Below are 21,759 nucleotides of genomic sequence, written 5' to 3' on the forward strand. Positions count from 1 at the left end.
GCAACCCCCAACCATCCCGCAGCCATGGGGGCGCAGGAAGCAACCGTCAAGCATCTGCTCATGCCCGTACGGCATCAGGGCCTTCCGGATCGGCCTGAATGTGGGGCCGGATCGCAGGGGTCTGCTTGGTTGCCGGCCATGGGCCGGCACTACAATGCCCGCATGCAGATTGGTCCCTACAACATCCAGCCCAATGTGGTGCTCGCCCCCATGGCCGGCGTCACCGACAAACCGTTCCGGCTGCTGTGCAAGCGCCTGGGCGCGGGTCTGGCTGCGTCTGAAATGACCATCTCCGATCCGCGCTTCTGGACCACCCGCAAATCCATCCACCGCATGGACCATGCCGGCGAACCCGACCCCATCAGCGTCCAGATCGCCGGCACCGAACCCCAGCAGCTCGCCGACGCCGCCCGCTACAACGTCGACCACGGCGCCCAGATCATCGACATCAACATGGGCTGCCCCGCCAAGAAAGTCTGCAACGCCTGGGCCGGCTCCGCCCTGATGCGCGACGAAGACCTCGTCGCCCGCATCCTCAGCGCCGTCGTCGGCGCCGTCGATGTTCCCGTCACCCTCAAGATCCGCACCGGCTGGGACTGCGACCACCGCAACGGCCCCCGCATCGCCCACATCGCCGAAGACAGCGGCATCGCCGCACTCGCCGTGCATGGCCGCACCCGCGACCAGCATTACACCGGCAGCGCCGAATACGAGACCATCGCCGCCATCAAGGCCGCCCTGCGCATCCCCGTGATCGCCAACGGCGACATCGACTCCCCGCAGAAAGCCGCCCACGTGCTCGCCCAGACCGGCGTCGACGCCGTCATGATCGGCCGCGCCGCACAGGGCCGCCCCTGGATTTTCCGCGAAGTCGCCCACTACCTCGCCACCGGCACCCTGCTGCCGCCGCCCAGCCTGCACGAAGTGCGCGACATCCTGCTCGGCCACCTGCATGCCCTGCACGACTTCTACGGCGAACCCCAGGGCGTGCGCATCGCCCGCAAGCACCTTGGCTGGTACGCCAAGGACCGCCCCGAGAATGCCGCCTTCCGCGCCGTCGTCAACCGCGCCGAAGACGCTGCAGGCCAGATCGCCCTGACCACCGACTACTTCACCGCACTGGCCGCCGGCGAACCGCTGTCCTCCGCGGCCTGATCCACCCCAAGTGACCGCCATGACCCCGATTGCCGCCCCCACCTACCTGCACGGCTTCTCCAGCACCGAACAGCATCGCCTGGTCACCCAGGCCCGCCTGCTGGAATCGTCCATCTTCAACAACATCGACTACAGCGGCGCCCAGCGCCTGCTTGAAGTCGGCAGCGGCGTTGGCGCGCAGACCGAAATCCTGCTGCGCCGCTTCCCCGAACTGCACGTCACCGGCGTGGACCTCAGCGAAACCCAGCTGGCCACCGCCCGCCAGAACCTCGAGAAAACCCCGTGGTGCAGCGAGCGCTACACCCTGCTGCAGGCCGACGCCGGCAACCTGCCGTTCGGCGCGCGCGAGTTCGATTCCGCGTTCCTGTGCTGGGTGCTCGAACACGTGCCCTCGCCGGCCCGCGTGCTCAACGAAGTGCGCCGCGTGCTGGTGCCCGGCTCGCCCGTCTACGTCACCGAAGTGATGAACGCCTCGTTCCTGCTCGACCCGTACTCGCCGCACATCTGGCGCTACTGGATGGCCTTCAACGACTTCCAGTACGACCACGGCGGCGACCCGTTCGTCGGCGCCAAGCTCGGCAACCTGCTGCTGGCCGGCGGCTTCCGCGACGTCCACACCGAGATCAAGACCATCCACCTGGACAACCGCGAACCGGCCCGGCGCAAGACCATGATCGCCTTCTGGGAACAGCTGCTGCTGTCGGCCGCCGATCCGCTGCTGGAAGCCGGCCTGGTCGACCAGGAAACCGTCGACGGCATGCGCCGCGAGTTCAGCCTGGTGCAGAACGACCCCAACGCCGTGTTCTTCTTCTCGTTCGTGCAGGCCCGCGCCACCGTTTACTGAAAGAGTGGCGGGTACTGCTGACGGTGGTAGAGCCGACTGTCAGTCGGCTGCTCGCCGGCGCGCTGCGCGCAGCCGACTGACAGTCGGCTCTACCCGTGGGCTTACCGGCCCGGCGTCTGCGGGGCGTGCCAGATGCGTTGCCACATCGCCCCGAGGCGGCGCTTGGCGCGCGCCCGGCCCTGCTCGCCGTCGTACGCCGGGCGCAGCTGCTCGGGCGGGATCGCCACCCAACGCTCGCCCTCCGCACGTGCCACCGCGAAGGTGAAGGTGTAATCCGGTTCCAGCCCCATGCGCAGGTCACTCAGCTGCAGCTGGCCATCGACCACCTGCGCGCGCATGAAGCCGCGGTTGAACCAGTTCAATCGGGCAACGGCGGGAATGTGCGCAGCCTGGCGCAGCGCCTGCACGTTCGAGGGGAAGCCGCGGAACGTCATCGGGCCCCTGTCGGCCGCCAGCGAACGCTCGCCGATCACATAGCCGCTGGGCGTCATCGCCACCACCTGCCACAGCAGCGTGTTGAACGGCGTGGCGACCGAGAACCGGGGTGCATCGCCCAGCCCCATCGCCGCCAGCGCACGGTCGGCTTCGCGGTCGACCTGGTGCTTGGCCAGCAGCGACCAGCCCAGGTAACCGGTGCTCAGCACCAGCCCCGCCAGCAGCGCCTTCTGCGCCAAGGGGCGGCTGCGCGCAAACCATGCCACCGCGCAGCCCAGCAGCAACCACACCGTGTACAGCGGGTCGATGATGAAGACGCTGGACCACATCGTCGGCGGCGGGGTGAACGGCCACCACAGCTGGGTGCCGTACACCGTGAACGCATCGAGGAGGGGATGGGTGATCAGCGCCAGCAGGATCGCCCAGAACCAGCGCGCGGGTGCCTGCGCCACCCGGCCGTGGCCAAAGCGTTTGAAACCCCACCAGATCAACAGCGCCACCCACGGCAGCACCAGCAGCGAGTGGCTGTAGCTGCGGTGCTCGGTCATCAGCGCCACCGGGTCGGTGGCGGTGAAGGCCAGCAGCAGGGCATCCAGGTCCGGCAGGGTGCCCAGCGCGGCGCCGGCAAGCAGCGCGGCGCGGCGGTGGCCGGCAGGGGCGATGGCGGCGGCTACGGCGCCGCCCAAGACTATCTGGCTTAGGGAATCCATCCGGCGATGGTACGGGACGTCCGCGCGTTTACGTGCGTGGGGGCATGGCTTTGACACGCATGGCGGGTTCCGTGCGCAGGGTCATGGCTTTGACACGCATGGCGTGTCACTACGATCCGGGGTCGCACGGGTTGGGGGTCGCGCGGGTTGGGGCCGCCCGGGTTCAGGGTCGCGCGGGTTCGGGGTTGGGGGTTGCGCGGGCTGGGCGGCGTTGTCACGCTGGTGGAACACTGGGCCCCGAGGCTGGGGGTCAATCGCGCTGCGGCGGCCTTTCACGGTGGGCACGCCGGCTTAACCACGGGCAACCCCCGCTGGGCCACAATGCAATGGCGCGACTTGCCGTGTATCATTCGCGCCCATCTTTCCATCCGAATCAAAGGATATTACGCCTGATGTCCAGCTACCTGTTCACCTCCGAATCGGTCTCCGAAGGCCATCCGGACAAGATTGCCGACCAGATCTCCGATGCGGTGCTGGACGCGATCCTTGCCCAGGACCAGCGCGCCCGCGTGGCCTGCGAAACCATGGTCAAGACCGGCGTGGCGATCGTGGCCGGTGAAATCACCACCTCCGCCTGGATCGACCTGGAAGCGGTGACCCGCAAGGTGATCCTGGACATCGGCTATGACAGCTCCGACGTCGGCTTCGACGGCGCCACCTGTGGCGTGCTGAACCTGATCGGCAAGCAGTCGCCGCACATCGCCCAGGGCGTGGACCGCAAGAAGCCCGAAGAAATGGGCGCTGGCGACCAGGGCCTGATGTTCGGCTATGCCACCAACGAGACCGACAGCTACATGCCGGCCGCGATCCACCTGTCGCACCGCCTGGTCGAACAGCAGGCCAAGATCCGCAAGAAGAAGAACTCGCCGCTGTCGTGGCTGCGCCCGGACGCCAAGAGCCAGGTCACCCTGCGCTATGAAAACGGCGAAGTGTCCGCCATCGACGCCGTGGTGCTGTCGACCCAGCATGCCCCGGGCATCAAGCAGAAGGACCTCATCGAGGCCGTCCGCGAAGAGATCATCAAGCCGGTGCTGCCGGCCAAGTGGCTGCACAAGGGCACCAAGTTCCACATCAACCCGACCGGCAAGTTCGAGATCGGCGGCCCGGTGGGCGACTGCGGCCTGACCGGCCGCAAGATCATCGTCGACACCTACGGCGGCTGGGCCCGTCACGGTGGTGGCGCGTTCTCGGGCAAGGATCCGTCCAAGGTCGATCGTTCGGCAGCTTACGCGGCCCGTTACGTGGCCAAGAACGTCGTGGCCGCCGGCCTGGCCGACCGTTGCGAAGTGCAGGTCTCCTACGCCATCGGCGTGGCCGAGCCGACCTCGATTTCGGTCACCACCTTCGGCACCGGCAAGATCAGCGATGACAAGATCGAAAAGCTGATCCGCAAGCACTTCGACCTGCGCCCGTACGGCATCATCAAGATGCTGGACCTGATCCACCCGATGTACCAGCAGACGGCGGCCTACGGTCACTTCGGCCGCAAGCCGAAGGACTTCAGCTACCTCAACGCTGCCGGTGAAACGGTGAACGCAACGGCCTTCTCCTGGGAGAAGACCGACCGCGCCGCCGCCCTGCGCGCCGATGCGAAGCTGAAATAAGGCCCCCCCGCCCCCGCAGCTTGTGCACCCGACGCCCCGGGAATGGGGCCCTTCGTCGTTACAATCCCTGCATGCCTACCGATATCAAATCCCACCAGCTGACCATGACCGTGCTGATGTCGCCGGAGATGGCCAATTTCTCCGGCAAGGTCCATGGCGGGGCGATCCTGCGCCTGCTCGACCAGGTCGCCTATGCCTGCGCCAGCCGCTATGCCGGTCGCTACGTGGTCACCCTGTCGGTGGACCAGGTGACGTTCCGCGAACCGATCGCGGTGGGCGAACTGGTCACCTTCCTGGCCTCGGTGAATTACACCGGCACTTCGTCGATGGAAGTCGGGGTGAAAGTGGTGGCCGAGGATATCCTCAAGCGCAGCGTCCGCCACGCCAACAGCTGCTTCTTCACCATGGTGGCCGTCGATGACGACGGCAAGCCGACCCCGGTACCGCCGTTGCAGCTGGAAACGAGCGACCAGCGCCGCCGCCAGGCCGCCGCGCTGCTGCGCCGGCAGCTGCGCGCGGAGATGGAGCAGCGCCAGCGTGAGTTGCTGGCGTCCAATCCGCCGTCGCCCGAGTAAGCGTCACGACCAACGGTCGTGACCTACCGCGGGGCGTTGCGGGCGTCACGACCAACGGTCGATACGTGCATCAGCCGGTGTTCTGGACGCCCTGGGAGACGCCGTTGACGCACGCCACCAACGCGCGCAGCACTTCGTCATCCTCGCCGCCGCTGTCGCGCCAGCGCCGCAGCAGGTCCACCTGCAGCACGCTGATCGGGTCGATGTAGGGATTGCGCAGGCGGATCGACAGCGCCAGGCGCTGGTCGTGCTGCAGCAGTTCGTCCTGCCCGGTGATGGCCAGGATCTGCCTGCCGGTGAGCGCCAGTTCGTGCTGGATCTGCGGGAAGAACCGGTCGTGCAGCGGTCCGGCCAGCTGCGAGAACTGCTCGGCGATGGTGATGTCGCCCTTGGACAGCACCATCGCGATATCGTCCAGGAAGGTGCTGAAGAACGGCCAGTCGCGCGCCATCTCCTGCAGCGTATCCGCATGCCCGGCATCGATCGCCGCCTGCAGTCCGCTGCCCACGCCATACCAGCCCGGAATCACCGCACGCGCCTGGCTCCAGGCGAACACCCACGGAATCGCGCGCAGGTTGGTCAGCGCCGCATCCTGGCCGAGCCGCCGCGACGGCCGGGAGCCCAGCGTCATCCGCTCGATCACGTCGATCGGGGTGGCCTGGCGGAAGTACTGCATGAAATCGGGCTGGCCGACGAATGCCCGATAGGCCTCCGCGCTTTTCCGCGCGACCAGGTCCATCACCGGGCGCCATTGTGCCTCGCGCGCTTCGGGTGCACGCGGGCGCAGGCTGGAGCGCAGCACCGCACCGGTGGACTGCTCCAGCGAGCGCAACGCCAGCGCGCGGATGCCGTACTTGCGGTGGATCACTTCGCCCTGTTCGGTCACGCGCAGGCGGCCATCGATGCTGCCACGCGGTGATGCATCCACCGCATCGGTGGTCTTGCCGCCACCGCGGCTGATCGAGCCGCCACGGCCATGGAAGAAGGTCAGCCGGATACCGCTCTCCGCGGCCACCTCCAGCAGCTCCACCTGGGCCCGCTGCAGGCCCCAGCGAGAGGCGGCGATGCCGCCATCCTTGCCGCTGTCCGAATAGCCCAGCATCACCATCTGCACGTCGTCGCGCGCGGCCAGGTGCGCACGGTACACCGGATCTGCCAGCAGGTCGCGCAGCGTGTCCGTGCCACGCTGCAGGTCGTCCACGGTTTCGAACAGCGGCGCGATGTCCAGCGGCACCGCACCGGCGTCGTCCACCAGTCCGCCACGTCGCGCAAGCGCCAATACGGCCAGTACATCGCTGCGGTCATGCGCCATGGAAATGATGTAGCTGCCCAACGCATCGGCGCCGTGGCGGCGGCGGGCATCGGCCAGCGCGGCGAACACCGCATCAAGGCGTTGACCGCCCTCTTCGGTACTGGCGGGCAGTGCCTGCTCGCCGCTGGCGAACGGCGCCAACCGCTGCGCGCGCGCGATCGCGTCGGCCGCGTCCCAGGCGTCCTGGCCGTCCAGTACGCTGGCCAGCGCGCGCCCATGCACGCTGGACTCCTGGCGCACGTCCAGCCGCGCGAGATGGAAGCCGAAGGTGCGTACCCGCCACAACAGCCGGCGCACCGCGAAGCCACCGGCGTGGTCGCCCTTGTTGGCATGCAGGCTGTCGAGGATGAGGGTGATGTCCTCCTCCAGCTCCTGCGGCGAGGCGTAAGCGCCGTCGGTATCTTCCAGCGTGGCCTGCACCCGCGCGCGCATGCGGTCGTTGAGCAGGCGGTAGGGCATGTCGGCATGCCGCGGGCGCGAAACCACCTTCGGCAGCAGCTGCTGGTAGTGCGCCACCCGGGCCTGCAGCGCGTCACTGACCGCCACCCGCTCGGTGGACTGGCTGAGCAGGCTGGCCAGCTGCAGCAGGTCCTTCTGGTAACGGCCCAGCACGGCCTGGCGCTGCGCATCGAGGGTGTTGCGGATGGTGCCGGCATCCACGTTCGGGTTGCCGTCCATGTCGCCGCCCACCCAGGTGCCGAAGCGCAGCAGCCGGGGCAGCGGCACGCTGTCGCCATAGGTATCGAGCAGGGCCTGCTGCAGCGATTCGTACAGCACCGGGATTACCCGGTACAGCACCTGCACCAGGTAGAAGCCGACGTGTTCGCGCTCGTCGTCCACGGTGGGGCGCACCGGTGAGGAATCGGTGGTCTGCCAGGACGCGGTGAGTGCCATGCGGAAGCGCGCCGCATCGGCCGCGGCTTCGCCTGGGGTGCGCTGGCCGTCGAGGTTGTCGACCAGGCTGGCCACCATCAGCTGTTCTTTTTCCAGCAGTGCGCGGCGCACCGCTTCGGTCGGGTGCGCGGTGAACACCGGCTCGATGTCGATGCGCGGCAGCCAGCTGGCCAGCTCCTCCAGGGTGACGCCCTGCGCCTTGAGCTGCTGGAGTGCGTCCTGCAGGCCATCGGGCTGCGGCGCGGTGCCTGCACGCTGGTAATCGCGACGGCGACGGATGCGGTGCACCCGCTCGGCGATGTTGACCACCTGGAAGTAGGTGCTGAACGCACGCACCATCGCTTCGGCGCGTTCGGGCGGCAGCCCGGTCAATGCATCGTTGAGATCGGACAGCGGCGCCTCGCTTTCACGGCGCGCGATGGCGCGGGTACGCACCTGTTCCACATCATCGAAGAACTGCGTGGAGACCTGCTCGGCAAGCAGGTCGCCTACCAGTGCGCCGAGTCGGCGCACGTCGTCACGCAGGGGAATGTCGGGGCTGGCAAAGACGATGCTGCTGCGGTACTCGTTCATCTGCGACGCACTGGCCTCGGGAACGGAATCGCATCAAGCCTAACCCAGATTGCGCGGCAATCCCTGCCGCGCAAATGGTTTCAATTGCATGTGTTGCATCCGCCGGGCAACGCCCGGCGCGGCATCATTTGATCTTCATGCCCGGCCCGATGGTCTGCTCCAACCACCGCTCGCTTTCCGCCAGCATGGTCATCAGCGACTCACGCGCGCGGTAATGGTGCGACTCGTTGGCCAGCATCACCAGCCGCGCCGTACCGCCCAGCCCCTTCACCGCCGCGAACATGCGCTCGCTCTGGATCGGGAACGTACCGGAGTTGTTGTCGTCCCCGCCGTGGATGAAGAGGATCGGATCCTTGATCCTGTCGGCGAAGTTGAACGGCGACATCTTCAGGTACACGTCCTGCGCCTGCCAGAAGTTGCGCTCCTCGGCCTGGAACCCGAACGGGGTGAGCGTGCGGTTGTACGCACCGCTGCGCGCGATACCGGCCTTGAACAGCCGCGTATGCGCCAGCAGGTTCGCGGTCATGAACGCCCCGTACGAATGCCCGCCAATGGCGATGTGATCGCGGTCGGTCACCCCTCGCCGCACCACTTCATCCACCGCCGCTTCGGCGTTGGCCACCAGCTGGGGCAGGTAGGTGTCGTTGGGTTCCTTGTCGCCTTCGCCGATGATCGGCATCGACGGACTCACCAGCACCGCATAGCCCTTGGCCAAAAACGCCTGCGGGCCCCAGTAACCGATGGCGTTGAAACGATAGGGCGAATCGGTCACCTGGCTGGCCGCCGCAGCGGTCTTGAACTCACCCGGGTAGGCCCACATCAGCATCGGCAACGGGCCGTCCTTCCTGGCGTTGTAGCCCGGCGGCAGCATCAGCGTCGCGGTCAGGTCGACACCGTCGTTGCGCTTGTAGCGGATCTGTTCCTTGCTCACCCCGCGCAGCTGCGGCAGCGGATGCTCGAAGCGGGTCAGCGCGCGCGGCGCGGCGGTGGCATCGGCCAGCGACTGTACGAAGTAGTTGGCCGGCGTATCGGGCGACTCGCGGGTGAGCAGCACCGAGGTGCCTTCCTGGTCGAGCAGTGCCTGCGGCAGCGAATAGGTCGGCGCCTGCGAATGGAACAGACGGGTGGCGGTGCGGCTCTCAAGGTCGAAACGGTCCACGAACGGTCGGTCGCCTTCCGGCGAAGCACCCTGGCCGATCAGGAAGATGCTGCGCCCATCGGCGGTGATCTGCAGGCGCGAACGCCCGTTCACATCGCGCACCAGCGCCGGCTTGCCGGGATCGTTGTAGCGGTCCTGCGATGAGCGCTCGGACAGTAGCTGCGGGGCCTGGTCGAGCTGGTCCGGCGCGATTCGCCACTGCTTGACCACGCGGGATTTCCACCACGACTCGTTGAGCAGCGCCAGGTCGCCCCGGCCCCACTGGATACCGGCATAGCGGCTGCCCAGCTGCGCCAGCGTCACTGGCGGCGCCTCGAACGGCGCGGCCTGCATCAGCACCGCATCGCGCACCTTGGAATCGCGGGCCGGATCGCCGCCGTCCTGCGCCTCGGCCCAGACCAGCGTGGCCGGCGCATCGGCGCGCCAACTCACCTCGCGCACCCCGGTCGGCACCGCGTCGTTGCCGGTGGGCAGGCCCTCCACCAGCGGCAGGGTGGCCACGGTGTGCTGCAGCCGGCCATCGGCGGCGGACAGCACTTCGATGCGGCGCGGGAAATCATCGGCCGGCACCAGGTAGGAATACGGACGCTGCACGCGCTGGGCCAGCACATGCTGGCCGTCGGGCGAGATGCTGACGTCCAGGTAGACGCCAGCGGTGGACAGCGGCGCGGTCACGCCATTGAGTGCCACGCGGACCGGCTGCGAGCTGGCGTAATGATCGAACAGGCGCGCATCGGCTTCGTTGCTGAGCAGGTCCTGGTAGGTGCGGATCGCACGCACGCCGGCGTCGGCCTGGGTCTGCTGGATCGCCGGGCCGGTCGGGATGCCACCGGCGGCGGGCGCCGGGCCCTGACCCTTGACCTGCTGGGTGACCACCAGCCCGCGGCTGTCGGGCAGCCAGTCGTAGCCGCTGCCGAACACGGTGTTGAGGTCGGCCAACAGGCGGCGCGCGGTGCCGCCGGCCACATCGATGATCCACAGCTCGTTGGCACCGCTGGCGGCATGCACCTGGTTGAAGGCCAGGTACTGCTGGTCCGGCGACCACGCCAGCGAGGCCACCGACAGCGGCTGCGGCAGGCCGGTGATCTGGCGCTCCTTGCCGTCGGCGATGTTCATCAGCCACAGCTTGTCGGCGAAGGTGAAGGTGCTGGCCGAATACGTGGCCGGGTTGATCCGCACGCCGGCCAGCTTCAGCTCGGGCTGGGCCACCTCGTTGATCGAAGGCAGCGGCGGGGTCTGCAGCAGGGCGGCGATATCGCGGCGCGGCGACAGGCTGAGGGTGGGCGCCCGCGGGGCGTTGGCCACCGCCTGCAGCGCCGCCGACGGCAGCTGGTAACCCTGCCCGGCCGGGGCCGCAGTGGCTTGGGGCGCCCTTTTGCCGGCCGTGGGCGTTGCCGCCAGCGCCAGTGGCGCCACCGCCAGCAGGGCCATGCCCACCATCAGCCGGCTGCTCCAGCGCGCGCGGCGCGTACGGTCAGTGCCTGTCATCTTCCCACCCCATCCTGTGCAAACCTTGGACCTTAACAGCGGGGCGCGATTTGCCCCCCTGCCGATGGTTGGGGGCGTGCGCCGATTCATGCCCGGGCGGTGCGCCGGGATATAATGGGCATCCCCTCCACCGAGGGGCGCTGCGACCGCTGCCGGACCTGTTCCGCACGGCCAGGCTCGGTGGCAGGGCTGGTTCCAACGGCGCCCGGCGAAGACGAGCCATTCGTCCATTACCGGAGCTTTTGCATGAACGCTGTTGCCAAGACCTTCTCCACCGAAGGTGATTACAAGATTGCCGATATCTCGCTGGCCGACTGGGGCCGCAAGGAACTGGATATCGCCGAGCACGAAATGCCGGGCCTGATGTCGATCCGCCGCAAGCACGCCGCCACCCTGCCGCTGAAGGGCGTGCGCGTGACCGGCTCGCTGCACATGACCATCCAGACCGCCGTGCTCATCGAAACGCTGAAGGACATCGGCGCCGACGTGCGCTGGGCCTCGTGCAACATCTTCTCCACCCAGGACCATGCCGCTGCGGCGATCGCCGCGTCGGGCACCCCGGTGTTCGCCTGGAAGGGCGAGTCGCTGGAAGAGTACTGGGACTGCACCCTGGACGCGCTGACCTTCACCCTGCCCGACGGCACCCTGACCGGCCCCGAACTGGTGGTCGATGACGGTGGCGATGTCACCCTGCTGATCCACAAGGGCTATGAGCTCGAAAACGGCAGCACCTGGGTCGACGAAAAGGCGGCCTCGCACGAAGAACAGGTCATCAAGGACCTGCTCAAGCGCGTAGCCAAGGAACGCCCGGGCTACTGGGGCCGCGTGGTCAAGGACTGGAAGGGTGTTTCGGAAGAAACCACCACCGGCGTGCACCGCCTGTACCAGCTGGCCCAGGCCGGCACCCTGCTGATCCCGGCGATCAACGTCAACGACTCGGTCACCAAGTCCAAGTTCGACAACCTGTACGGCTGCCGCGAGTCGCTGGCCGATGGCCTCAAGCGCGCGATGGACGTGATGCTGGCCGGCAAGGTCGCCGTGGTCTGCGGCTACGGTGACGTGGGCAAGGGCTGCGCCGCGTCGCTGCGTGCCTACGGCGCGCGCGTGGTGGTGACCGAAATCGATCCGATCTGCGCGCTGCAGGCGGCGATGGAAGGCTTCGAGGTCAACACCATCGAATCCACCCTAGGCCGTGCGGACCTGTATGTCACCACCACCGGCAACAAGGACATCATCCGCATCGAGCACCTGAGCGCGATGAAGGACCAGGCGATCGTCTGCAACATCGGCCACTTCGACAACGAAATCCAGGTCGATGCGCTGGTGGGCTTCCCGGGCGTGCAGCACATCAACATCAAGCCGCAGGTGGACAAGTACGTGTTCCCGAACGGCAACGCGATCTTCCTGCTGGCCGAAGGCCGCCTGGTCAACCTGGGCTGCGCCACCGGCCACCCGAGCTTCGTGATGTCCAACTCGTTCGCCAACCAGACGCTCGCGCAGATCGACCTGTGGGCGAACAAGGACAGCTACGAGAAGAAGGTGTACCTGCTGCCGAAGAAGCTGGACGAGGAAGTGGCGCGCCTGCACCTGGAAAAGATCGGCGTTAAGCTGACCACCCTCACCAAGGAACAGGCCGATTACATCGGCGTGCCGGTGGAAGGTCCGTTCAAGCCGGAGCATTACCGCTACTGATCGGACGGTTGCCGACTGACAGTCGGCACTACCGGTCGGACGGTTGCCGACTGACAGTCGGCACTACGAGATACCACGGGCGCCTTCGGGCGCCCGTTTTCGTCATGCGAGCTTCACATCCGCGCCGGGATCATCAGCGCGCGGGGGAATATCTGGGTGCATTCCGGAGATTTCCATGAATATCAAGTTCCTAGTTCCCGCACTGCTGGTGCTGTGCGGTGCCGCTTGCATGTCCCCCGTCCACGCCGCCGACTATCGGTGCATGGTGTTTTCCGGTGCAGATGGCAAAACGCCGGAAGCGAGCTCCAACGCGGACGGGAAATACGCCATCAAGGCGGCCGACCTGAAGGCAGCAGAGGCCGGTGCGCTGGCTGCCGCCACGCGCTACAAGAAGAACAGTGTCACGCTGACCAAGGCCCAATGCGATGCGGTGGCAGGGGCATCGAGCACGGCAACGTCGGCACCGGCCACGACAACCGATCCGACGCCAACGGCTCCATCTGCCCCAGCGACAGGTGCAACCAAGGACTACCGGTGTGCCGTGCACGATGCGGACGGCAATGTGCTCAAGGGCGAGGCGGAGGGTTACTTCCAGGTCGCTGCCAGCAACGGTGACGTGGCCGATGGCTTGGCAAAAGCCAAGGCGGAAGCGAAGTACGGGGCCGGGAAGGTCGACCATGTCGATTGCGCGCCCATGGGTTGAGGTTGCATTCCTGCTGCTGGCGGCCCCAGTGCCGGCAGCAGCGGGATAGACCCCTACCTGGAACCGCCCCCGATAGTCCGGGTCAAGATTCTGCGGTCGCGCCCACGCTAAGGTAGTGCGACCACGCCAGCTGCAATGACCATGACCCCGGCCATCAATCTGCTCAAGAAGCACGGTATCGCCCACCGCGTGCTTGCCTACCACCATGATGCCAACGCCGCCTCCTATGGCGGCGAAGCGGCGGAGCAGCTGGGGCTGGACCCCGCACTGGTGTTCAAGACCCTGCTGACCAGTACCGAAAAGCACGAGCTGCTGGTGGCGATCGTGCCGGTCAGCGGCACGCTGGACCTGAAGGCGCTGGCCGAGGCGGCGGGCTGTAGAAAGTGCGAGATGGCGGCGGTGGACGCGGCACAGCGCGCCACCGGCTACCTGGTCGGCGGAATCAGTCCGCTGGGCCAGAAGAAGAAGCACCGCACCTTCATCGATGCCAGCGCGCGGGCGCTGCCGGTGATGCACGTCAGCGCCGGCCGACGCGGGCTCGAGGTGGCGTTGGCGCCGGCCGATCTGGTCGCGCTGACCGAAGCAGAAATGGCGGGTATCGGTCGGCCGTAACCTTACGGCCGCCAGTTCGCGTGGCTTTCCCAGTACGCCACGGCGCGCTTGTAAGCCTCACGATCCAGCGGCACACCGGAGCCGCCCTCTTCCACCCCCAGCGCATTGCGCATCATGGTGATCGGCGCCATCGGCACTTCTTCCGGTTCGGCGGTGTAGATGCAGCCGACGATGCCCCAGTCCGCTTCGATCGGCGAGCCTTCCTTCGCCAGTTGTTCGGCGCTGTACAGGATGACCACCAGGTAGTTCGCGCGCGGCGACTGCACGCCCTCGAACCAGCGCACCAGCACCGGCAGTTCGTCGCGGTTGCGCGCCTCATAGGCGCTGCGCAGCTGGTGGCGGTTGGCATCGGTGACCGGCACAGTCAGGCAGCGCGTGGACGTCCAGTTCTCATACACGAACAGCTTGCAGAACGGCGCGTAGCCATCGAGCACCTTGAACGGCGCGTGCGCGTTGAGGTGCGCCTGGAACTGCTCGGCGGTGCAGTCCTGGATGGTGTTGCCACGGGGCACGCGCGGGAACAGACGGGGACGGGCGAATTCGGTGAGGACAATCGACATGGCGTACGCAGCTGGAGACAGGTGCACAGGGTAACCGGCCTCAGTCGAGGATCGCGCGCAGCGCCTTTTCCAGGGTCGGGTAGCGGAACCGGTAGCCTTCCTGCAGCGCGCGCGACGGCACCACGTTCTGCCCGGTCAGCAGCAGGCCCGCCATCTCGCCGAAGGCCAGTTTCAATGCGAATGCCGGCGTCCGCACCCACGCTGGCCGCTTCAGCACATGCGCCAGGGTGCGGGCGAATTCCGCATTGGTGACCGCCGCCGGCGCGGTGCCGTTGCAGGCGCCACGTGTTTCGGGATCGGCCAGCAGCCACAGGATCAGCCCCACCAGGTCGTCGCGATGGATCCAGCTCATCCACTGCATGCCATCGCCCATCGGCCCACCCGCGCCGATCCGGAACGGCGGCAGCATGCGCGCCAGCGCACCGCCCTCGCGGTCGAGCACGATGCCGGTGCGCAGCAGGCAGGTGCGCACGCCCAGGTCTTCGGCCTTCAGCGCCTCGGCCTCCCACCGCCGGCACAGCATGGCGGCGAAGTCATGCCCCGGCGAGGCCGCTTCATCCAGCGGGGTGGCATCACGCGGCCCGTAGTAGCCGATCGCCGAGCCGGACACCAGCACCTGCGGGCGGGTCGGCAACCCGCGCATCCAGTCCAGCAGGGCCCGGGTGGTGCCGATGCGTGACTCCAGCATGGCCTGCTTGCGCGCCGGGTTCCAGCGGCCTTCCACCAGCGGTTCACCCGCCAGGTTCACCACCGCATGGACCGGGCCCACATCGCCCAGTGCACCGACGTACTGCACCCCGGCTTGGCCGGGCCGACCCGGGCTGCGGGTCAGCACCGTGACCCGGTGCCCGGCCGCCAGCAGCCGCTGGCACAGGCGCTGGCCGATGAAGCCGGTGCCGCCGGTGATCAGGATGTCCATGCGTGCTCTCCTTGGGGAAGGCCACTTTACCCGCCAAGGTGTAAACGCAACGCCCGCCACCTTTTACATTCATCGCGATGAAGCGATATGATGGACCCACATCCGCTGCCGCCGCCGCCCATGACCGCCCTCAGCTTCGAGTTCTACCCACCCAAGACCGACGACCAGCGCGCCCAGCTTGACCGTACCGCGGCCAAGCTCAAGGCGTACGCGCCGGAATACGTGTCCTGCACGTTCGGCGCCGGCGGCTCGACCCTGAGCTACACCTCCGAAACGGTGCGACACCTCAAGCAGCACCACGGCTTCGAGGCCGCGCCGCACCTGTCCTGCGTGGGCGGCAGCCGCGAGGAGATCCGCGAACTGCTCAAGCTGTACCGGGCCATCGGCTGCAGGCGGATCGTGGCGCTGCGCGGCGACCTGCCCTCGGGCATGGGCCATCCCGGCGACCTGCGCTACGCGTCGGAACTGATCGCCTTCATCCGCACCGAGCACGGCGACGCGTTCCACATCGAGGTCGGCGCCTACCCGGAAACGCACCCGCAATCGGACGACGCGCTGCGCGACCTGAGGTACTTCAAGGCCAAGATCGACGCCGGTGCCGATGCGGCCATCACCCAGTACTTCTTCAATGCCGACGCCTATTTCCACTTCGTGGACGCGGTGCGCAAGCTGGGCGTGCAGGTCCCGATCGTGCCGGGCATCATGCCGATCTCCAACTTCAGCCAGCTGCGCCGCTTTTCCGAACAGTGCGGTGCCGAGATCCCGCGCTGGATCGGCAAGCGCATGCAGGCCTACGGCGACGACGCCGATGCGGTGCGCGCCTTCGGTGCCGAAGTGGTCGCCCAGCTGTGCGAGCGGCTGGTGGCCGGTGGCGCACCGGGCCTGCATTTCTACACCCTCAACCTGGCCAAGCCCACCACCCAGGTATTGAAGCTGCTGGGCCGCTGAACATCGCGCACGCCATTGCTTGCAGATAACGCGCGTCCCGCTACCCTGCTGCGATGAAACCGGTCGTTCCGTTGCTGCTGTCGCTGTGCATGCTGTGCTGGGCCCCCTGGGCGCAGGCACAGGCGCAGCGCGTGAACCGTTGCACCACTGCACAGGGCGAAACGGTGTTCACCGACCGCAGCTGCGATGCGCTGGGCGCGACGGCGCGGATGCCGCCGCGTGGTGATTCGGTGGGCAATACCGGCATCTACCGCGCCGGCTGCGCGCGCCGGTTGAGCGAGCTGACCGGGCAGATCCGCGATGCGGTGAGCCTGCAGGACGTCAACCGGCTGTCGTCGATCTACCTGTGGGGCAACGTCTCCAATGCCTCCGCCAACCAGATCATCGGGCGACTGGAATCGGTGGTGCAGCGGCCCCTGCTGGATATCGCCCCGGTATACCCGGAGGTCGCCGCGCCGACGCCGCTGCCGGCCGACCCGAACGCGACCCTGGTCGAGGCAGTGGAAGCGGCCGCGCCGCAGGCCAGCCGGCCGCGGCCGATCGGGCTGCGGCTGGAGCAGACACTCGGTACGACCGCCACGCCGGCGCGGACGGTGTTTGGATTGCGCCGTCAGTACGGCTGTTTCTGGATCACGCTGTAGGCCACAACGCGCGGATGGCGGCGATGCCCTGCGCGCCGTGGCGGCGCGCCTGGGTGATGTCGTCCGGGTGCAGGCCGCCCAGCGCGTACAACGGCAGCGAGACCTGTGCGCGCAGGGTTTCAAAGGCGTCCCAGCCCATCGGCACGCTGCCGGGGTGGCTGTCGGTGGCCTGGACCGGGCCGAGCACGGCGAAGTCACAGCCCAGTCGTTGCGCGGCCTGCAGCTGGGCCAGGTCGTGGCAGGACGCGGCCACCAGCTGGTCGGCCGGCAACGGCCGCGCCTCCAGCTGCAGCAACTGCTCGCCGCCCAGGTGCACGCCGACGCCAAGCCGGCGGGCCAATTCGATATCGCGGTTGAGCAGCCACTGCACTCCGCCGCGGTGCCGGGCCACGGCCTGTTCGGCCAAGGCGATGCGGGCCGCGCTGTTCGGCGTTCGCAGCTGCACGCGGCGCACGCCCGCCTCCAGCGCACGCGCCAGCCGTGCGTACCAGTCCTGGTGCGCGGCATCCTCGTCGGTGTCCGGTTCGGGGGTGATCAGGTAGCGGTCCGGGTGGCGCAGCGCGGCCACCACCGGCAGATCGGCCGGCGGCATCGAATAGCGCGACAGCTTGTCCGGCGCCACCCAGGTGATGGCCTGGCCTTCGCGGCCGCGAGGTGAGCCCTTCCAGCTGCGGATGTGCCGCACTTCCAGGCGCAGGTGCTTGTCCGGGTAGAGCTGCGGTACGTCCATGATCCAGTCGCCGACCTCGGCCTCGATCCCCAGCTCCTCGCGCAGTTCGCGCACCAGCGCCTGCTCGGAGCTCTCGCCCTCTTCGCGCTTGCCGCCCGGGAATTCCCACAGGCCGGCCATGTCGCGGTTCTCGGTACGGCGGTTGAGCAGGATGCGGCCGCGGGCGTCGGTGATGACGCCGGCCACGACGTGGATCGATCGTTTGGGGGATGGCATGCGACCAGAATGCCCAATCGGCCCGGGCATGCGCAATGCCGGACAGACGAAGGGCCCCATGCGGGGCCCTTCGGGTGGATCAGACCGTGGGTTCGATCAGAACACCACGTTCCAGTTCAGCTGGGCGCCCACTTCACGCTGGCCATCGCCGGCACGGCCCTGCGCGAACATCGACAGGCGGCTGTTGTCGGAGGTGTTCAGCGAGATGCCCAGTTCGGCGATGCCCACGTTGCGCGCCAGCGGCAGGCCGCTGACGGTGAAGCTGTCACTGCCGGCCACGAAGCGGTTGCGCGAGTCGGCACGCAGTTCGCCGGCCGCGTTCTGCCAGGCCAGGCCGGCCTCCAGGCGGGCGCCGTCGGTCTGGCCACCGCTGATGTCCCACGCGGCGCGGATGCCGGCCGTGGTGGTCCAGACCTCATCCTTGCTGGATGCCACCGACAGGGCTGCGGTGCCGCCGGTTTCCGTGGCGGCCTCGCTCGACAGGCGGGTGTAGGCCACGGCCAGGTACGGGCTCAGGGTCAGCGCACTGAGCTGGATGTCCCAACCCCCTTCAGCAAAGGCCTGTACCGAATGGGCGTCATGGCGGCTGTCCAGGCTCTGTTCCCAGGACGTGCCGGCCCCCAGCGCGCGACGGGTCTCCACCTCGTAGTCGGCGTAGCTGGCGCCGCCGTTGATCCAAGCCTGCTCACCCCGGAAGCCGGCGTACAGGCCACCGTGCACCGCGTCGACCTCGGTGATCGCGTTGCGGTCGCGAATCTGCTGGCGCAGCGATTCCGGGCCACCGGCCACGCCGACGGTCCAGCGGTCGCCGAAGGTCCAGTCGTAGCCCACCATCAGGCCCTGGCGGGTGTCCTGGGTGCGCGAGGCGGTGCCATCGCTGTCCTGGCGCTTGGAGGCGCCGCTGCCGGCCACCCACACCGAGGAGCCGTTGAGCTTGGTGTCCGGCGTCGGACGCAGGCGCTGGGAGATGCCTTCACGCAGGAAGCGGTCGTCCAGCAGCAGCGCACGGTTGCTGGCATGCAGTTCGCCACCGAGGTCATCGAAGGCAACCAGCGCACCGGCCTCATCGAGCATCAGCAGGCCGTTGTACAGCGCCAGCGCGTCGCCGGACTGCTGCAGCGAATCCAGTGCCGCAGCGGTGGCGCGCTGGTTGCCGGTGACGGCGACGGCGCCGAAGACGATCGGTGGGGTAACGCCCGGGGTGCCCGGGAAGCCCGGATCCACCGGCGTGCCGGGATCGACCGGGGTGCCCGGATCGACGGGCGTGCCCGGATCGACCGGGGTACCCGGGTCGACCGGATCCACCGGGGTCACCGGCGTGTTGACCGCGATGGTCAGCACGACCTGGTTGCCGGTCTGGGTCAGGGTGGGGGTGATGAAGGCAGAGCGCGAGATCACATCGTCGAAGCCGCCATTGATGCCGCCGGCCACGTCGAGGATCGCGTAGGTCTGGCCGTTCTGGTAACTGGCATTCGGGTCCAGCCCGGTCACGCGCACGCCGGTGGCACCGGTGGTGCCGGCGATGCCGACGCCATGGCCGATGTAGGCCTTGCCGGTGACGGCAACCCGGTCGGACTGGCCGTTGCCAAGCAGGTCCACGTCGTAGAAGGCCTTGTCGGCCACGCTTTCGGGCACCGCGCCCGCGGCATTGATGTACAGGTCACCGTTGATGGTGAGCGTGCCGATGCCGGCATCACCCGGCGACAGCACGCCGCCATTGAAGACCTGGGTGGTGCCCACGGTCGCATTGCCGGCGAGCATGCCGCCATTGCGCACCATCACGTTCGAGCTGCGCACCACGCCGGTACTGCTGCCGTAGTTGATGGTCTGGTCGAAGCCGGAGTTGCCGTTGAGCACCAGGGTGCCGCCGGTGACCTCGATCTGCTGTGCAGCAGCCTGGCTGGTACCGGTATAGCTGCGCCCGGTGTACATGTCGCCATCGATGCGCAGCGTGCCGCCGTTGACCGTGACCTTGCCCCCGAAGTCGGCCAGGTCGCCGGTCAAGGTGGTGGTGCCGGCCACGCTGGTCACGCCGCCGGTGGTGCCGTTGGTACTGCTGACGGTGTTGGCCAGGCTGATGTCGCCGGTGTGGTTGAACACCAGCGCGCTGAGCGCACCGTCCATGACGATATCGGCCGCGCCCAGTTCGCCGGCCGCTTCGGCCGCCGCCCAGGTCGGGGCGCCATCGGCGACCGACCAGGTTTCCAGGCCGCCGCCCACCACGACAAAGCCCAGGGTGCCCAGCTTGAGGTCCCCGCCGGCGGCAACACGGCCGCCATTGGCCACGTTGAGGATGCCGAACGGTTCGCCGACCAGGTGGCTGCCCACCGTGACGTCGCCGGTGGCCTCAATGGCCGAACCCGCGCCGCTGACGCGGACCTGCTCATCGACCGCGCCGATCTTGAAGGTCATGGTGTTGGCGCCGCCGGACACCAGCAGCGTGTCGGTACCGATCACCGCACCGTCCAGCACGTCCACGCCGGTGCGGATGTCCAGCTCGCCCTGGTTGGTCCAGCGGCTGCCGGCACCGGTGAGGGTGGCGGTACCGGTAGCGCTGAGCGAGTCGCGGATGCGCGCGGTGTTGGACTGGATCTGGCCGCCGTTCTCCACGAGCAGCTGGGTGCTGGCAATGATCCGGTCGCCGCTCAGCACCGAACCGGCGCCGGTCACTTCAATGCGGCCGGTGCGTGCGGCGGTGCTCGGCAGGCCCTGGTTGTCTTCGGCGGTCACGTTGCCGGTCACGGCCACCAGCGCGCCATCTTCGATGCGCAGCAGACCGTCGCCGTTGCCGGACACCCGCAGGGTATCGGTGGTGACCGTCGAACCTGCGCCGGTCACCAGAAGCGAGCCGCTGGCCTCCTGTGCTTCACCGATGCTGACCAGCTGCGACGCCAAGGTGCCGCTGTTGCGGACAATGACTTCGCCCTTGCCACTGGCGGCAGCACCGATGAGTACGTCGCGCCCGGCGGTCACGCCACCATTGTTGATGAACAGCGCGCCGGTACCGGCCTCACCCACAAGCAGGGTGTTGTCCTTGACCAGCAGCTGGCTGCCGCTGACGACATTGATGGTGCCATTGCTGCCTGCCTCGGCAGCGATGCTCAGGCCGAACGAATTTCCCACTACAGGCGCCGCCTGGGTGGTTTCGACCCGTGCGCCATTGCGCAGGGTCAGGAAAGCAGAGCCTTCCCGGCCCACCAGGATCTGACGGGCGCTGAGCAACGTACCGCTGTCATCCAGCTGCACGATGCCGCCGCCACCGGCGGCATGGCCCAACGACAAAATGGATCCGAGGGTGGCCTGAGCGCCGTCGTACAGGCGCAGTGCGCCGATGCCGGCCTCACCCACGCGTACAGCCGCGCTGTTGACGGTCAGCGACGAAGTCGGTCCCCAGATATGCAGTTCGCTGTTGCTGCCGGCCAGGGTGCCAATTGAGACCAGGCCGTTGGAAGTGAGCGAGCCGCCATTGCGGACGGAAACCACGAGGTTGCCGTTCGGCCCTACGCGGAATCCGTCCACGTAGGCACGCGAATCGGTGACGGTGTCCGGCGCGTCGAAGTCATACACGGCCGCGAATGCGGACGGCAGCGCCGCGACCGACAGGCCCAGCGCAACCAGCATGGCAGCGCTCAGCGGCGAACGCCGGCGGCGGCTGTCGGTCGCGGGAGAGGACGAAGAGGGGGACGTGGCGAGTTCGGATGCGACCTGCATCAGGCCGGTGGTGCGGTTGAACACCAGGCGATAAATCCTGTTCATGAAACTCCATGGATGGCGACTCAGGGGAAACGCGACGCTGCCGCAGCCTGCGGAGCGCAATGCGCGTCGAGCCTGCCCCGAATGCAATGCATTCGCGACAGCGCTGAACACGTTAACCCTCTGTCGTATATCCACACGTGGGTCGCATCTGACACTCGCGTGGGGATGCACCACGCTTCTGTGTCAGGTTTTTCTGAAAGATCTGCATAAGAGAAGCCGGTCACAGAACAGCG

Annotated in this window: 16 protein-coding genes and 1 riboswitch; of the genes, 9 read left to right on the forward strand and 7 right to left on the reverse strand. The window is 67.8% G+C overall.

All coding sequences use genetic code 11. The features are described 5' to 3' along the window. Positions 1-162: 162 nt before the first annotated feature. Together dusB and SOM39_RS17735 are read left to right on the forward strand one after the other, a co-directional pair. Positions 163-1,155: a tRNA dihydrouridine synthase DusB gene (dusB, locus tag SOM39_RS17730; RefSeq protein ID WP_093536202.1), complete on the forward strand. Its 993-nt coding sequence runs from the start codon at positions 163-165 to the stop codon at positions 1,153-1,155. Between the two features lie 19 nt (positions 1,156-1,174). Then, on the forward strand, positions 1,175-1,999 hold the full coding sequence (locus SOM39_RS17735; RefSeq protein ID WP_068849287.1) for a methyltransferase domain-containing protein: 825 nt from the start codon (positions 1,175-1,177) through the stop codon (positions 1,997-1,999). Between the two features lie 101 nt (positions 2,000-2,100). On the opposite strand, the gene SOM39_RS17740 is transcribed toward SOM39_RS17735, so the two are convergent. Further along, positions 2,101-3,144: a metal-dependent hydrolase gene (locus SOM39_RS17740; RefSeq protein ID WP_320459127.1), complete on the reverse strand. Its 1,044-nt coding sequence runs from the start codon at positions 3,142-3,144 to the stop codon at positions 2,101-2,103. Between the two features lie 392 nt (positions 3,145-3,536). Here SOM39_RS17740 and metK point away from each other — a divergent pair, with 392 nt between their 5' ends. Then, entirely contained in the window at positions 3,537-4,748 is a 1,212-nt protein-coding gene (metK, locus tag SOM39_RS17745) for a methionine adenosyltransferase (RefSeq protein ID WP_068849283.1), read from the forward strand. Positions 4,749-4,819: 71 nt separating this feature from the next. Continuing rightward, complete coding sequence (locus SOM39_RS17750; RefSeq protein ID WP_068849281.1) at positions 4,820-5,323, forward strand: acyl-CoA thioesterase; 504 nt, start codon at positions 4,820-4,822, stop codon at positions 5,321-5,323. Between the two features lie 70 nt (positions 5,324-5,393). Here the strand turns inward: SOM39_RS17750 and ppc are convergent, their stop codons facing one another. Then, positions 5,394-8,102 (reverse strand): phosphoenolpyruvate carboxylase, encoded by a 2,709-nt coding sequence (ppc, locus tag SOM39_RS17755; protein ID WP_320459128.1) that lies wholly within the window; start codon positions 8,100-8,102, stop codon positions 5,394-5,396. Positions 8,103-8,226: 124 nt separating this feature from the next. Further along, the gene (locus SOM39_RS17760; RefSeq protein WP_320459129.1) at positions 8,227-10,749 is read right to left on the reverse strand and encodes a S9 family peptidase; all 2,523 of its coding nucleotides are present in this window, start codon (positions 10,747-10,749) and stop codon (positions 8,227-8,229) included. Positions 10,750-10,875: 126 nt separating this feature from the next. Further along, positions 10,876-10,963: riboswitch (S-adenosyl-L-homocysteine riboswitch) on the forward strand. A 32-nt stretch (positions 10,964-10,995) separates the two neighbouring features. On the opposite strand from SOM39_RS17760, the gene ahcY reads away from it, so the two are divergent. The 3 genes from ahcY (at position 10,996) to ybaK (ending at position 13,756) form a co-directional block, all read left to right on the forward strand. Then, on the forward strand, positions 10,996-12,441 hold the full coding sequence (gene ahcY, locus SOM39_RS17765) for an adenosylhomocysteinase (protein ID WP_320459130.1): 1,446 nt from the start codon (positions 10,996-10,998) through the stop codon (positions 12,439-12,441). A 175-nt stretch (positions 12,442-12,616) separates the two neighbouring features. After that, a complete protein-coding gene (locus SOM39_RS17770; protein WP_320459131.1) occupies positions 12,617-13,144 on the forward strand; it encodes a hypothetical protein in 528 nt (175 codons plus the stop codon). Positions 13,145-13,285: 141 nt separating this feature from the next. Beyond that, positions 13,286-13,756, forward strand: a complete 471-nt coding sequence (ybaK, locus tag SOM39_RS17775) for a Cys-tRNA(Pro) deacylase (RefSeq protein ID WP_320459132.1) — start codon at positions 13,286-13,288, stop codon at positions 13,754-13,756. A gap of 2 nt (positions 13,757-13,758) precedes the next feature. On the opposite strand, the gene SOM39_RS17780 is transcribed toward ybaK, so the two are convergent. Beyond that, positions 13,759-14,316: a DUF3228 family protein gene (locus SOM39_RS17780; RefSeq protein WP_068849262.1), complete on the reverse strand. Its 558-nt coding sequence runs from the start codon at positions 14,314-14,316 to the stop codon at positions 13,759-13,761. 40 nt (positions 14,317-14,356) lie between these two features. Beyond that, entirely contained in the window at positions 14,357-15,235 is an 879-nt protein-coding gene (locus SOM39_RS17785) for a TIGR01777 family oxidoreductase (RefSeq protein WP_320459133.1), read from the reverse strand. A 120-nt stretch (positions 15,236-15,355) separates the two neighbouring features. Here SOM39_RS17785 and metF point away from each other — a divergent pair, with 120 nt between their 5' ends. After that, on the forward strand, positions 15,356-16,183 hold the full coding sequence (gene metF, locus SOM39_RS17790) for a methylenetetrahydrofolate reductase [NAD(P)H] (RefSeq protein WP_320459147.1): 828 nt from the start codon (positions 15,356-15,358) through the stop codon (positions 16,181-16,183). Positions 16,184-16,236: 53 nt separating this feature from the next. Beyond that, positions 16,237-16,824 carry a DUF4124 domain-containing protein gene (locus SOM39_RS17795; protein WP_320459134.1) on the forward strand — a complete coding sequence of 196 codons (588 nt, stop codon included), beginning with the start codon at positions 16,237-16,239 and terminating at the stop codon, positions 16,822-16,824. Here SOM39_RS17795 and SOM39_RS17800 read toward each other — a convergent pair. Both SOM39_RS17800 and SOM39_RS17805 read right to left on the reverse strand, forming a co-directional pair. Further along, positions 16,814-17,770 carry a Nudix family hydrolase gene (locus SOM39_RS17800; RefSeq protein ID WP_320459135.1) on the reverse strand — a complete coding sequence of 319 codons (957 nt, stop codon included), beginning with the start codon at positions 17,768-17,770 and terminating at the stop codon, positions 16,814-16,816. The two genes, SOM39_RS17795 and SOM39_RS17800, sit on opposite strands and share 11 nt — an antisense overlap. A gap of 96 nt (positions 17,771-17,866) precedes the next feature. Further along, a complete protein-coding gene (locus tag SOM39_RS17805) occupies positions 17,867-21,526 on the reverse strand; it encodes an autotransporter domain-containing protein (RefSeq protein ID WP_320459136.1) in 3,660 nt (1,219 codons plus the stop codon). Between the last annotated feature and the right edge of the window lie 233 nt (positions 21,527-21,759).

Source organism: Stenotrophomonas sp. CFBP8994 (assembly GCF_034044835.1).
In the GTDB taxonomy this organism is placed as follows: domain Bacteria; phylum Pseudomonadota; class Gammaproteobacteria; order Xanthomonadales; family Xanthomonadaceae; genus Stenotrophomonas; species Stenotrophomonas rhizophila_A.